This window comes from Streptococcus sp. 27098_8_12, assembly GCF_041432115.1.
Lineage (GTDB): Bacteria > Bacillota > Bacilli > Lactobacillales > Streptococcaceae > Streptococcus > Streptococcus parasanguinis_V.
The window spans coordinates 26112-40329 of record NZ_JAPVZA010000012.1 but is presented as its reverse complement, the minus strand read 5'-3'; the positions used below and the strand labels follow the sequence as shown (position 1 = coordinate 40329).

The 14218-nt window shown below is 44.9% G+C and carries 12 protein-coding genes; 3 read left to right on the top strand and 9 right to left on the bottom strand.

Translation table 11 applies throughout. From position 1 onward, the window contains the following. Window position 1: 1 nt before the first annotated feature. On the top strand, window positions 2-691 hold the full coding sequence (locus O3629_RS06270; RefSeq protein ID WP_037607957.1) for an ABC transporter ATP-binding protein: 690 nt from the start codon (window positions 2-4) through the stop codon (window positions 689-691). A 184-nt stretch (window positions 692-875) separates the two neighbouring features. Here O3629_RS06270 and O3629_RS06265 read toward each other — a convergent pair whose 3' ends face one another. From O3629_RS06265 to O3629_RS06225, 9 genes are all read right to left on the bottom strand, one after another. Then, window positions 876-2201: an ATP-binding protein gene (locus O3629_RS06265; RefSeq protein WP_371608908.1), complete on the bottom strand. Its 1326-nt coding sequence runs from the start codon at window positions 2199-2201 to the stop codon at window positions 876-878. Further along, window positions 2198-2851, bottom strand: a complete 654-nt coding sequence (locus O3629_RS06260; protein WP_048790036.1) for a response regulator transcription factor — start codon at window positions 2849-2851, stop codon at window positions 2198-2200. The genes O3629_RS06265 and O3629_RS06260 overlap by 4 nt, the downstream gene beginning before the upstream one ends. 70 nt (window positions 2852-2921) lie before the next feature. Further along, window positions 2922-4298 carry an ABC transporter permease gene (locus O3629_RS06255; RefSeq protein WP_371608907.1) on the bottom strand — a complete coding sequence of 459 codons (1377 nt, stop codon included), beginning with the start codon at window positions 4296-4298 and terminating at the stop codon, window positions 2922-2924. Between the two features lie 12 nt (window positions 4299-4310). Then, on the bottom strand, window positions 4311-4952 hold the full coding sequence (locus O3629_RS06250; protein WP_080674687.1) for an ABC transporter ATP-binding protein: 642 nt from the start codon (window positions 4950-4952) through the stop codon (window positions 4311-4313). Window positions 4953-4958: 6 nt separating this feature from the next. Further along, window positions 4959-6221, bottom strand: coding sequence for an ABC transporter permease (locus O3629_RS06245; RefSeq protein WP_371608906.1), 1263 nt, complete (start codon window positions 6219-6221; stop codon window positions 4959-4961). A gap of 459 nt (window positions 6222-6680) precedes the next feature. Continuing rightward, on the bottom strand, window positions 6681-7319 hold the full coding sequence (locus O3629_RS06240; RefSeq protein WP_371608905.1) for a YesL family protein: 639 nt from the start codon (window positions 7317-7319) through the stop codon (window positions 6681-6683). 105 nt (window positions 7320-7424) lie between these two features. Beyond that, window positions 7425-8987, bottom strand: a complete 1563-nt coding sequence (locus O3629_RS06235) for an extracellular solute-binding protein (protein ID WP_024055800.1) — start codon at window positions 8985-8987, stop codon at window positions 7425-7427. 9 nt (window positions 8988-8996) lie between these two features. After that, complete coding sequence (locus O3629_RS06230; RefSeq protein ID WP_195189524.1) at window positions 8997-9893, bottom strand: carbohydrate ABC transporter permease; 897 nt, start codon at window positions 9891-9893, stop codon at window positions 8997-8999. Window positions 9894-9908: 15 nt separating this feature from the next. Next, a complete protein-coding gene (locus tag O3629_RS06225) occupies window positions 9909-10826 on the bottom strand; it encodes a sugar ABC transporter permease (protein WP_021153492.1) in 918 nt (305 codons plus the stop codon). Between the two features lie 195 nt (window positions 10827-11021). Here O3629_RS06225 and O3629_RS06220 point away from each other — a divergent pair, with 195 nt between their 5' ends. Next, window positions 11022-12689 carry a sensor histidine kinase gene (locus O3629_RS06220; protein ID WP_371608904.1) on the top strand — a complete coding sequence of 556 codons (1668 nt, stop codon included), beginning with the start codon at window positions 11022-11024 and terminating at the stop codon, window positions 12687-12689. Continuing rightward, window positions 12670-14214: a helix-turn-helix domain-containing protein gene (locus O3629_RS06215; protein ID WP_371608903.1), complete on the top strand. Its 1545-nt coding sequence runs from the start codon at window positions 12670-12672 to the stop codon at window positions 14212-14214. The genes O3629_RS06220 and O3629_RS06215 overlap by 20 nt, the downstream gene beginning before the upstream one ends. Window positions 14215-14218: the final 4 nt, after the last annotated feature.

Sequence of the window (14218 nt, the reverse complement as noted above, 5' to 3'; positions counted from 1 at the left end):
GATGGCCATTATCGAATTAGAAAATATCAGAAAATCTTACGCCGATGGCAACCAGATGCACCATGTCCTCAACCAGCTTAATTTAAGCGTCGAACCCAACGAATTCGTCGCCATCTTGGGCCCTTCAGGATCTGGTAAATCCACGCTTTTAGCCATCGCTGGCTTGCTTTTGTCAGCAGATGAGGGGCAGATTCGTATCGCTGGCCAAGACTTGACCGGCCTCAACCAAGGCCAATGGACGCAAAAACGGCTGGAATTGCTCGGTTTCATCTTTCAAGATCACCAGCTCCTCTCCTATATGAAAATCGGTGACCAGTTAGAACTGGTGGCCAAATTAAAAGGGGAAAAGGACAAGAAAAAACGCCAAGAGGAAGTCAAAGCCTTGTTGGCAGATCTGGGTATCGAAGCTTGTTACCACCAATACCCAAATCAGATGTCCGGTGGACAAAAGCAACGGGCAGCCATTGCTCGCGCCTTCATCGGAAATCCACAGGTCATCTTAGCCGATGAACCAACGGCTAGCCTAGACCCAGATCGAGGGCAAGAAATCGCCCAATTAATCCGAAAAGAAGTCAAATCCAAAAACAAGAGCGCCATCATGGTGACCCATGACCGCTCTATCCTGACCTATGTGGATACCATTTATGAATTAAAACACGGCCAGTTACTAAAGGTAGAAAAGGTTGATTAAATACAAGAGAGTGGAACAGAAATCGGTAATTCGTTAGAATTCGATTTCGTCGTCCCACCTCCGCACAGTTGAGTAGGGCTGTAAAAGCTGATGAAATCAGCGTAGTAGAGCCCACTCAACCACTGCGTCTTGCTAAACAATCCAAAAATAATTGAAAGGCTAGGACTTTTGTCCCAGCCTCTTTTTATTCTTGTGGCTCCTTGGGCAGTTCCATACGGAAGCGCAAGCCCATAGCCGTTTTGTCAAATTGGTAGGCCAGTTCCTCATGGTCTAGCAAGTGTTGGACCACGAAGAGTCCCAAGCCGCCTTCCTTCTTCTGACGGCTAGCGGTCATTGGCATTTCAGCAGTCTCTACCATTTCTTGACTGGTATTTTCAACTGCCAAGTGCGTCCCTTCTTCTTCGAGACGGAGCTGGATCTCTCCACCGGCATCCGAATGCTTGACTGCATTGCTGATGACATTTGAGAGGACCAATTTCAGAATCGCTGGGTCCATATAGATTGGTTTGGCTGGGATCTGATTGTCAATCGTGAGCGAGCGAGATTGAGCCAAGACCTTGTACTGGTCGAGGATCTGCTCTAAGGCCTGATCAAGCTGGATCCACTCCTTGTCACCGGCTAATTCTTGGACAGAAGAGAGAGACAGGATTTCTAAGACGATCTGGTTCATCTCATCGACGATATCGAGGGAGACCGACAGGTAGCGGTCCCGATCCTTGTAGCGGCCGATCTTATCCCGCATATTTTCTAGGATAATCTTCAAGCTGGCTAGAGGCGTCTTGAGTTCATGCGAGGCTCCCCGTAGGAATTCCACCTTCATCTGCTCCAACTTCAGATTTTCCTGTTTCTGCTGCTCTAGATTGTCGATCACTTCTAGGAGATGGTGATAGAGATCATTGATCTGTTGCTTAATAACGCCGATCTCATCCTGCGAGTGAATGGGAAGACTAGCTGTCCGATCCAAACGCTTCATCCGCTTGGTCATCTGCTTGATCTCAAGGATTGGAGCAGAAATCAGGCGGGCATAGAGATAGGAGGCAATCAGCGACAGAACAAAGGAAGCCAGAAGACTATAGGGAAGAAAGCCCAGACTGATGTCCCGCGCTTCCTTTTGGGAATCGACAGTTGCTAAGAATTGCAAGGTCAAGTCCTTTCCCTCTTTAGTCTGGATCTTTCGCTCCTCAATGACCAGGGAATTGTTCTGGCTATCCGGGTTCAGGAGCAAGTCATCCTTGACCTCTAGGGCATTTTGTTTTTCCTTGCCCTTGATCGAGACCTTGATATCATTGGTCTTGGAATAAAGGTCGATGACCGACTCAATAGTCCCTTCTTCCTGGCCTTGGAAACTCTTGGCCAGGGCCTGTGATTTCTTCAAAATCGTCTGGCGCTGGGACTCGATATAGGTCGATGGGAAAATAAAGTAAACCGAAGCATGGAGAAGGATGACTAAGCTACTAAAAAGGGCAAAGGTAATCAGAAAGATTTTTGCAAAGATACTCCGTTTGGTCATGGTCTCTCCAATTTATAGCCGACATTGCGTACCGTAACGATACAGTCCAACTCCAGTTTTTTTCGTAGTTCCTTGATATAGACATCGATCACCCGGTCAAAAGGAATCTCTTCTGTCTCCTTCCAGACGGCATCGAGGATCTGAGAGCGGGTCCGGGCCTTGCCCTCATGCTGGAGCAAGTATTCCAAGATTTCCAACTCCTTAGCATTCATGGAAATGGCTTGGCCTGCTAGGCTGGCTGTGTAGCTCTCAAAATCCACCCGTGCCTCTCCATAGGTGAAGACCCGTGAAGGTTGAAGCTTTTTAAAAATAGCTTCGATACGGACCTTCAAGAGGGACAAGGAGAAGGGTTTTTCCAGATAGCCATCTGCCAACTCTCCAAAGGCTGTCAACTTATAGTCCTCGTCATGGAAGGCCGTTAGCATGAGGACAGGGACTGAGCTAGTCTTGCGAATAGTCTTGAGGACTTCCAAGCCATTGAGGATAGGAAGCTGGATGTCCAGCAAGACTAGATCCGGCGTCTCTCTGTGAAAGAGGTCCAGGGCCTCCTGCCCATCGCCTGCTTCAAAGACTTCATAGCCACATTCCATGAGATAGTCGCTCATCCCTTCTCGAATCAGGACTTCATCTTCTACGATTAGTATCTTCATACACTTTCCTTTTTATCTAAGAAACTTCTACCTCCTATTATACCCTATTTCTATTTTAGGAAACAATCTCTTATTCGACATCCACCAAAAGTTCCTTTGGTTTCTTATGCAAGAGCCATTGTGAAGAAAGGATGGATACAAGAATCAAGAGAAGGCCACCGACCAAAACAATCACCAGCAATTGGCTCGGTTGGATGTCCATATAGATATCTGTCAGGGTCTTACTGAAGCTTTCCGCCTCAGCTCCTCCACCAAGGTTGGCTGCAGAGGATTCTTGAGCCATTTGTTTGGCAATGCCACTGGTGACGTTTTTGAGCACCGTATCTCCCACTGCTTTGGCAAGAAGACCTGCGACTCCATAGGAGAGGAGGAAGGCTGGAATGGAAATCATGACCAATTCTGCCACAAATTGCCCTGCAATCTGTACCTTAGAAAGCCCTAGAGCCAGCAAGATACCCACTTCTCTGCGACGGGCATTGAGCCACAAGACGAGGAGAAGAGTGAGAAGCAAGCTAGCAAAGATAAGGCTACCGATAAACAAGTAGTCCGCCACTTGGAACATGCTGCTGATGGATTTTTGCAAGGCTGGGTAGTTGGAAGAGCTCTTAACCAAGTCAAAGTAATTCCATGGGATATCCAAGGCTTTGATTTTTTCGATCAAGGCATCTAGATCCTGATCCCCTTTGGCAAAGAAGGTAGCGTCCTCATAGGTAGCTGTTTGAACAGTATTGCCATAGAGTTTGGCAGCTGTATCCAAGTCAGAAATGAGGGTATCTTCATACAACTCTTGGGCGTAAGTTAGAGGAGCTTGGTTCTTTCCTGAGAACAAGCCTTTAATGGTCACTTCGACGGTTTCATTAGCCCCTTTTTCATTGTCAGCATCGTAGAGATTGGACTTGAGGCGCACCTTATCGCCTACCTTGAGACCATTCTTTTTCGCCAAATCTTCGTGCATGAGGATTTGGTTTTTGTCCTTATCCGTCAGGTGCTCCCCTTGGACCAGCTTGTAGGCTCCAGAGACAAACTTATCTTCTTTTGAAGAGTCATTGACCCCTGTCACCATCAAGGTATTCTTGAAGTGTTTAGCCCGCTCTGGAGATTGGTTTTGTAAGGTTTCTTCGGTCTCAATAATCTCGTGGTCTAGGATATCCGCGATAGCATTGATCCGCTTGATGGAGGAGGTGATCCCCTCTACCTGGCTGATTTTTTCGATATCTTCTCCTCTGAGATTCCCAGCTCCCCGAGGGGTTCCTGGATTGGTCCGGCGGTTGATCTGCATCGAGAAGCTATTGGTGATGGATCCCAAGCTTTCCGATGAAGCTTTTTGGGTTGCACCCTTCATCGAGAGTCCGATCAAGCTCAAGGTCCCCATGAGGAGAATGATGGCAAAGAGCAAGAGAGACTTGGGCCATTTACGTGTGATATAAGCAAAAGCATTTCGCAACATAGCATTCCCTCCTTACTTGCTCTTCTCAACGAGGCTACGGCGACTCAATTCCAAGACCACATCGGAGGCCTCTGCCACTTCCTTACTGTGGGTGACGACGATAACACATTTTTGGCGTTCCTTGGCCAACTTCTTCAAAATGGCAATGATGTCACCCGCTGTCTGTTCATCTAAGTTTCCTGTCGGCTCATCTGCCAAGATGACTGGTGCTTCTGAAACGAGCGCACGCGCAATAGCCACCCGTTGCTGTTGCCCTCCAGACAATTGAAGAACATTGCGTTTGATTTGCGTTTCATCCAATCCCAATTCCAAGAGAATGTCTTTCCCTGCTTGTTTGTTAACCAGGCGGACATTTTCCAGTGGCGTCAAATAGTCAATCAGATTGTAATTCTGAAAGACCAGGGAGACATGGTGCTTGCGGTGGTAGCTAGACCCTTTGGTCTGGATGTCCTCCCCATCAAAGAGAACCTGCCCCTTCTTGGGATTGTCCAGACCAGCCAAGAGGGAGAGGAGGGTCGATTTCCCTGCTCCAGACTGACCGATAATGCTGTAAAATGTCCCATTTTTGAACTGATAGTTCACGTCTGAGAAGATCTCTTCTTGGTAGCTTTGGTAACTATAGGATACATGTTTGAGTTCTAACATAGGTGTCATTTCTCCTTAACTCATTTTTGTTAATATTTCTTTTGGGGTCTTGCGCCAGATCAAGCTGGTTGTTGCACCGAGCGACAGAAGGATCAAGCACAAGAGGCTAGCATAGGCAATTCCTAAGGAAAGGCCTTGAGGGATTTGGTTGAGTAATTCTAGGGTCTGCTGTTGACCGGTCTGTCCGACAAATTGCTCCAAGAAACGATGGCTGATCATCCGCCCGATCAGAAAGGCTGGAATCACTGCCAGTAGGGATACCAACACCACTTCCAAGAGGAACTGTCTAAAGATCCGCCCCTTGCTCTTCCCAATGGCTAAGAGAACGCCGATTTCATGGATCCGCTCCCGTGTCCAGAGACTCAGTAAGAGCGATAGGGCACCGGCTCCCGTCACCAGGAGGACGATCATCATGATCCGCACCAGGCCTTCTAGGGTCTGAGAGGATTCCTTCATCTGGTCAAAGGCCTTGCGATCTTCGACCACGCGCAGAGACTGCCAATCCAGATCCAAGCTTTTGACTTGCTTCAAGAGGGCATCGATTTTCTCAGGATCTTTGACGCCAAAGGTGACCTGGGTCACTTCTTGCTGACTGAGACCAAGAAGCTTGGTCGCATCCTCATAAGGGAGGTAGACTTGATTTTCACTCAGATCAGAGGTCATTCCTGTGAATTTTTCCTGTTTCTTACCTGAAAAGATCCCTACGATTTTAAAGGTTTGCTCTTTGGCAGGAGTCTCTCCCATCTGAAAGCTGGATAAGGTCAAGGAATCTCCGACCTTTAGCTTGTTCTTTTTAGCCAACTCTTGGTGGATCAAGATCTGCCCGCGAGCCTTGTCGGATAAGTGCTTGCCTTGCACCAGTTGGAAACTGCCACTGCGGAAATCTAGGTGCTGGTCTGTCTTCTGGGTAAAGACAGCGCCTAGCGCTTGCTTGGCTTCCTGCCCCAAATCATCCCGCTCTACCGACTGCTGTCCCGTCACTGCTTCTTTACCAAGAATGCGAACGGGACTTTCATATTGAGGAACCATGGCTCCCACCCCAGCTAGCTGCTGCACCTTTTCAGCTTCCTTTAGAGGAAAGGGAGTATCCCCTTGCTTACTGGTCAGGGCAAAGCTAGTCCCAGCCGACTGCTTGATGTGGTCCTCCAACCTTTCTCCCACTTGCATCAGTGAACAACAAAAATACAAGCAAGAGAGGATCAAAAGGAGAATCAGAAAGAGAACCAGATTCCTCGTTCTTTTTCGAGAAATATAGGCGATTGCCTGTTGTAAGAGCATGATCTTACCCTCCATTTCAAGGTCCATAGCAATGCAATGTGGACGCTTTCATCATTTGTTATAGTTATTATAGAAAAGAAATGTGAAATGTTTATGAAATAAAAAAAGTTTCCTAGATTTTCTAGGAAACTTCGGATTGAGAAAAAGTCACCAGAGAAACTTTCCTTAGGTGAGGTCGGACGTCAGCGAACTTCTTTGAAGTTCCATGACTTAGTTTTGGACTTAAAGTTCCAAAACTCCCGAGTGCTAGAAACATAATTGTTTCTAGCACTTTTCTCACAGCGGAAAGTTTCAGCATATGTTTGAATAAGGCTAAAAGTCTATATCATTTATTCTTTTCAGCATCATTTAGTTTTTTAGCAAAAAAAGTTGTGCTACTATCTATCGTTTCCTAAAAATCTAGGAAACTTTATTCGATTTAAATAATATTAGGAAAATATACTTCCCACTTGCTTGACCTTATTTTTCAAAGACTTCTCCTTTTTGGATCCTTGAAAAGATCTGATCGGTCAGTCGGACATTCAAGAAGCTCCAAAGAGCGAAACCACCAAAGGTAAAGAGATAAATAGCTGTCAGTAACCGTTCAGGACTACTGAGACTGATATAAACCACTGCCAGATTGAAGAAGATAAGAAAGATGGTTTGAATAGGATTTAAGAGAGCAATGAGGAAACTATTCAGACAGACCTTTCTTGTAGGGTCTTCAAAGAGGCCGATATAAGGGAAGATCAAGGTCATCCCTCCACATAGAAGGACGATAAAGGGAAGCAAAATCCAAATCCCATACTCACTTAAGAGCGCCGTATTTGAAAAAAGACAGTAATCCAAATAAAGAAGGGCTGATAGTCCTAGGCAAGTCAACCAAATCACCGTCGCTTGCTTGAAATTAGCTCGAAAGATTCGGAAAAAATGAAAGACGAGATCCGTATCTACCCCTTTCAACAAGCGGTGCCACATGGTTGCTAAAGCGGTAAGCGATGCACCGATCGTGAAAATCGGAAGGCAGCAAACGATAAACAAGGTGTTCAAGATAATGATGTCTGTCAACCGGGTCAAGGTCTTGACCAAGCGTCCATCCAATGAAAATAATTTTTGCATCTTCTTCTCCTTGTTCTTCATCTCTATTTTCTTCCACTTCCTCCAAGGAAGCACTCAGGGGCTTTAGGCCCCTGAGTTACTTACTTGAATCACTTTAGACCCCTGTTACTTCACTTCTTTTTGGTAACGATCATAGGCATCCTGTTGAATCTTCATAAAGTCATCAATGCCCATCTTCTTCAAGGTTGCTTTGTAATCATCCCAATCCTTTTCGACGCCCCCTTCGACAACCCATTTAGAAGCTTGTTGGGTAACATAGGAGTTGATATCGACATAAATAGAGGACAATTTGTTCAATTCTTCTTGAGAGTAGATAACATTTGGATAGGCTGGCAAAGCGTATTGTTTCAATTCTTTGTCCATCTTCAATTTGAGGCCATCACCTTGTGTTTGGTCGATGTCGACATGACTATTGATATCATCAGACACATATTTTGGTCCAAAGTCACGAAGGGAATTGATCCAAGCCCATTCATCGGCTGATTTACCATCTTTTGGAGCCAAAACCTTGTACTTGTCGCCATCTTTTTCAGTCGCAATACCAAAGGAGCCATAGAAGTTTTGGATGCTGGCATCATCCGTGTAGAATTTATCCAACCATTTGAGCAATTTTGCAGGGTCCTTGCACTTATTCGTGATCAGGATTTCATTGCGTCCATAGTTCAAATGATCTGGGTCAGAAATGACATATTGTTTGCCATCAGGGCCTTTTAATGCTGGGAGAGGAGCATATTCGCTGGCATGTTGGCCAAAGGTTGCATCTGCTGTCCAACCACTTGATACACCGACACGCGCCACACCCTTGTCCATCCGTTTGGCAACAGACATGGAGGTATCTTCTGTAAAGAGTTCAGGGTCGATCAAGCCTTTCTTGTAGGCTTCATGCATCGCCGCTATCCCTTGTTTATAACTTTCTTCCGTCCGGAGGTAGACCGGTTTGCCATCTTTGACGGACATTTCATAGGTATTATCTCCACCAAGACGGTTGTTGAATGGCAAGATATAAGAGAAGGTCGGATCAAAGTTACCAGAGCCAAATGGAATTTCATCATTGACATCGCCATTACCATTGGCATCCTTGTCCTTGAAGGCTTGTAAAACAGTCACCAATTCATCATAGGTTTCCGGCATCTTCAAGCCAAGGTTGTCCAACCATTTCTTATTAATAAAGAGTTGGTTACCGACGATTGGCCGCATTGGCAATTTCTTAGGCAGACTGTAAATATGACCATCAGGGTTGGTCACCATGGCTTTTAATTTCGGTTCTTTTTCAAAGGCCTTGTTCAAGTTTGGCATATTATCCTTGATCAAGTCTTCCAATGGAATGAACATGTTTTGGTTCTGAGCAATTTCAGAATCCGTGAAGGCATTGGATCCCAAGAAAGCGTCTGGTAAATCTCCACTGGCAACAAGAACAGATTTCTTATCAGACCAGTCTGCAGCCACCATGGTATCCCATTTGATCTTGATACCCGATTCCTTGGCTGAATCATCTAGAAAACCTTTGTGATAGTCTTCCCCCCAATCCGACCAACGGACGGTCGTGATCTTGAAGGTATTTCCATCATTCTTGTCAGTGCTTGATTTATTTGTGGAAGCTCCACAAGCCGTCAAGCCAGCTAAAGCAGCTGCTCCAAGGAGCAAATAGGCAAATTTCCTGTTTTTCATGATCTTCTCCTATTCTTTCAAGGCCCCTATCATGACACCTTGATTAAAGTATTTTTGGACGAATGGATACAGCATCATAATCGGTGCTGTTGAGATAACGATGGCTGCATATTTCATCATATCAGCCTTAATACGGAGGTCAGAAGCTACCTCCCCTGTTGCTTGCGATTGCAACATTTGATTACTAATTAAGAGACGGCGCAGGATCAATTGCAGGGGTTGAAGATTTTCATTGGTCAAATAAATCAAGGCATTGAACCAAGAATTCCAGATCCCTACTGCTGTCCAAAGTCCAATAACGGCAATAATAGCCTTGGACAAGGGGAGCACGATCTTTCTAAAGTAATAAATGGTTCCGCACCCATCGATCTGGGCGGCTTCCCACATCCCTTCTGGAATACTATTGTTAAAGAAAGTCCGAGCTACAACGATATTGTAAGGAGATACTGCAAACGGTACAACCATTACCCAGAAGGTGTCGACCAATCCCATTTGTTTCACTGTCAAATAAATGGGAATCAAGCCCCCAGAGACAAACATGGGAACGATAAAGAAGACACTGACCCATTTCTTAGCAAAGAGGTCCTTTCGCGACAAGGCGTAACCAGCTGGGATATTAATGACCAGGGCAACGATGGTCCCTACAACTGTGTAGAGGATGGTGTTGAGATAGCTCTTTAGAAACAAAGGTTGCTCAATCAAGCGTTGATAGCCATCTAGTCGCCATTCCCTCGGGATAAACCAAACCTTACCAGTTGCCACATCAGACGGATTACTGAAGGAGGCAATAATGACAAACCACAAAGGGTAGACAATCAAAAGAATCAAGCAAATCGCTAGACCATAGATAAAAATATCAAAGAGGATTTCTGACTTGGTCTTTCTCGCATGTTGAAACAATTTCACAATTTCTCCTCCTTCCTAGAACAATCCTGTCTTGGTATAGCGTTTCGCAAACCAGTTGACCGACAGTAAGATGATCAAGTTAACCAAGGTATTAAAGAGACCGATCGCTGTCGAGTAACTATATTGAAAATTAATCATCCCCACTTTGTAGACATAGGTCGAAATGATTTCACTTCCTGCCAGATTGAGTGGATTTTGTAAGAGCAAGACCTTTTCAAAACCAACACTGAGTAGGCTTCCTGCTCTGAGAATCAAGAGAATCATCGCCGTTGGTAACAGTAAGGGTAAGTCAATATGACGGATTTTTTGCAATCGACTCGCCCCGTCCATGGTCGCAGCTTCATAAAAGGTCGGATCAATGGCTGATAAAGCGGCTAGATAGATGATACTATCCCAACCGATATGTTGCCAGACATCACTCCAGACATAGACACCTGCAAAGCTACCCGGTTTGGATAAGAGGGCAGGCATCTTTAAGCCGACCAATTTGAGGACATTGGCTAACAGTCCACTACTTGGAGAGAGAAAAAGAATAATCATCCCACACATGACCATGGTCGAGATAAAATGAGGCAAATAAGTTGTTACTTGAAAGATTTTTTTGAACTTGCCCACACGAATCTGGTTGCAAATAATAGCTAGAACAATCGGCAAGGGAAAACCAACCAGAATACTGTAAATAGAAATTTTCAAGGTATTCTTCATGGTTGTTGCAAATTGGAAGGATGAGAAGAACTGGTTAAAATACTTGAGACCAGCCCAAGGACTTCCAAATATCCCAGTAGCGGGAGAGTAATCTTTAAAAGCGATGACTAGACCCGCCATAGGGATATAGGCAAATAAAATCAATAAAATAATCGATGGTAGGAGCAGCACATATAAAGGAATATTTTTCTTAAATTTGCTCTGCTTCGCATTTACTTCACTTTTCATAAGGCCCTCCTTTTCTTTCTCCTCTATTTTATAGGAATCCTTTCCATCTTTATAGAACTTTTTCGTGCATCTTCATTCACTTTTCCGTTTTCTCCACACAAAAACATGTACTTTCCCGATTTTTTTTACTTTAATATCGGTTTTGTTCATGAATCCGTTTTCAAATAGTGCTATAATATATGTGAGGTGCTCATTATGAAAGCTATTCACAGAAGTACACGAGATCACTCGATTCAATTTTTTTCGCGCCTACTCTTTCTCCTCTTAGTCGTCAATACCTTGATCAACCTTCTGATTGGCGGGATTAGCCGAAATTTTATTAAACACCAAAATATGCTCCATTTAGAGGACTCGATTCATATCTATGCGGATTCCTTAAATACAGAGCTTCACTCCGTTGAGCGTTTTATGTACAGTACCATTAGCCACAATGACTATTTGACAGAGCTCAATACCCCGCTTGATTTCACGGATTTTCATGAAAATCTAAAAAAATTGCGGATCGATTTTACGGAGTTTCAGTACCAGATGGATAGCCCCATTACCTTTTTCATAGAGACAAGAGATATCCCCCATTTTTTCAATGCCTCCAGTCTTCAACTGCCCTACCTGGACTATGTACAATTGAAAGATCATCTTAAAACCTATGACAAAGAAACAGACAAGACCAATCAAAAATGGCAACGAATCAGCCTGAACCAGCATGATTATCTCTTAAAATCCCTCCATTACAAGGGCAAGGCTATCTATGCCATCATTTCTACCCAGGATATTTTAAAACCCTTGCAAAAGCTCAATATTGGGAAAAAAGGGCGCTTATCCATCGATCGACCCAACCAGATTCATGCTACAGATTCAGTCATTCAAGCCGATAGCAATCAAACCCACCTGCCTTTTGATCTGTATGTGACGGTCGATTACGGGGATGTTTTCCGTACAAATATCGTACTGGAAACCCTTCTCTCCTTGGTCCCTTTGATCATCGCCGTTCTCTCCACCATTCTGATCCTTTATATTCGTCAACGGATGATCCAACCGATGAAACGACTCACCCAGCGTCTTTCTCAGCTAGATGCCGCTTCTACCAAGCTAGATGTGATCGAAGACCAAGGGATCTTAGAGATCGATCAGGCCAATCACAAGCTCAATCAGGTCCTGATCCATATGAAAGATCTCCAAATTCGAGCCTACCACGCGCAACTCAATCTCAAAAAAGTCGAACTCAATTACCTCAAAAATCAAGTCCGACCCCATTTTTACCTCAACATGCTTTCCATGATTCACAGCATGCTCCAAACCAAGGACTATAAGGAAATCGAGGAATTGACCAAGGTGACTTCCAACTACTTGCGCCACCTCTTTCAAGCCAACCAAGATTTTAATCGCTTAGCAGATGAAATCCAACATATCCGAAATTACCTAGAGATCCAGAAAATCCGCTATGGGGACAACATCCACTTTGACCTGGACTGGGACCCTGGTCTGAAAGATGCGGCTATTCCCCCTCTGCTTCTACAAACCTTTGTGGAAAATGCCATCAAACACGGCTTTTCTTTCCAAGATTCCTTCCACATTCAGCTTTCCATTCATGAAGAAGCAAACCAACACCTTGCCATTTCCCTTCAGGATAATGGACCCGGTTTTAGCTCCGCTATCTTACAAGATCTAGCAGAGAAAAAATCCTTAGTCACAGAAGATGGTCACCACATTGGTTTGACCAATGCACGGGAGCGACTAGATCTCCTCTATCCAGATCACTACACGCTTCAATTTTCAAATGGATCCCAAGGAGGTGCCCGCATCCAGCTAAGCCTTCCTTATGAACCCTACAAAGGAGACACACATGAATATCCTACTCGTTGACGATGATCGTTTTATCATTAAAGCCCTACAGGAAACCATCCATTGGGAAGCCTTGGGCATTGAGCAGGTATATACCGCCTCCAGTCTGAGCCAAGCCCAAGCCATCATTCAAAGCCACCCGATTGCCCTCATGATCAGTGATATCGAGATGCCACAAGGCAGTGGGCTAGATCTCCTAGCCTGGGTCCGGTCAGAAAAATATGACATTCAAACGATCTTCCTCACCAATTATGCTGATTTCAATTATGCCCAAAAAGCCATTGAACTCCAAAGTTTTGAATACTACCTCAAACCGATTGACCCCGACCGCTTAGAATTTATCATTCAAAAAGCCCTCAATAAGATCAAGCGCCACAAGAGTGTGGCCCAATTAGCCCAGCAAGGACAAAGAGAAGCTGAATTTTGGCATGACTACCTACGAAAACCGCGTCCATCTCAAGTGGAACAGCTCCTTCAAGAAGTCATGAAGCTCGGCTATAGTCCCAACCCACATGAAGACTACCTTTTGGTCCTCATCACCCTCCACTTAGTTGAAGAAGACTTTCAGCCCAGTGTCCCTTCTTGGCGTTTGCAGCTCCGCCATTGTATCAAGGATCTCTCCCTGGATTTCCCTGTCCACTACTGCGCTCTCAGTAAAATCGAAAACCAGACCGATCGCTACCTCTGCCTCTTCAAAAAAAATCAAACCGCAGAGTGTGCAGACTTCCTAAAGGCCATTCAGCAGAAGATCCAGCAAGACTTAGACCGATCCTCTATCCTTCTTTACTCAGATACGATTTCCCTTGAAACCCTCTTAATGAAGGCTCTTCAACTCTGCCAATACAGTGACGAACAAGTCTTTCATTGGAACAGTATCCACTCCTATGCTTGTTTTGGTCCCAAACCTCAAAAGCCTACTCATCGGACATCGCTCACGTTTACAAATCAGCTAGAGACAGAACAGCTCCTCCAAATCATCCGTAGCTTAGAGAGTCAGGATCGCATCCCGCTCTCAGCTCTGAGTGAACTCCAGCTAGACTGGAGCCAGCAAATTGGGATTTATCTGGACAAGAACGGCATTCTCGCCCACAAGTTATTTCAAAACAAACACCATCAATTTCTCTTCGAACGGCGTTTTCATGCCATCGAAGCTTTTGAAACCTATATCGGGGATTACTGGAGCTCTGCTCGCCATTATGTGATCGATCTAGAGCACCAATCAAATCTCATCCAGCGGATCACTGACTACATCGATCACCATTACAAGGAGGATATCAGTCGCACCAAGCTGGCCGAAATGGTTTTTCTCAGTCCAGATCATCTAGCGCGGATGTTTAAGCGCGACACCGGCGAAACCCTGGTGAAATACATCACCGATAAACGGATGGCCGCCGCAAAAGAAATGCTATCACAAAGCGATACCCCCATTTATCAAGTCGCCATCCAAGTAGGCTATGACAACTACTCCTACTTTACAAAGGCCTTTAAACAAAAAGTCGGCCTCTCCCCAGGAGATTACCGCAAGCAATGCCACGAAGCCTTTTAAACAA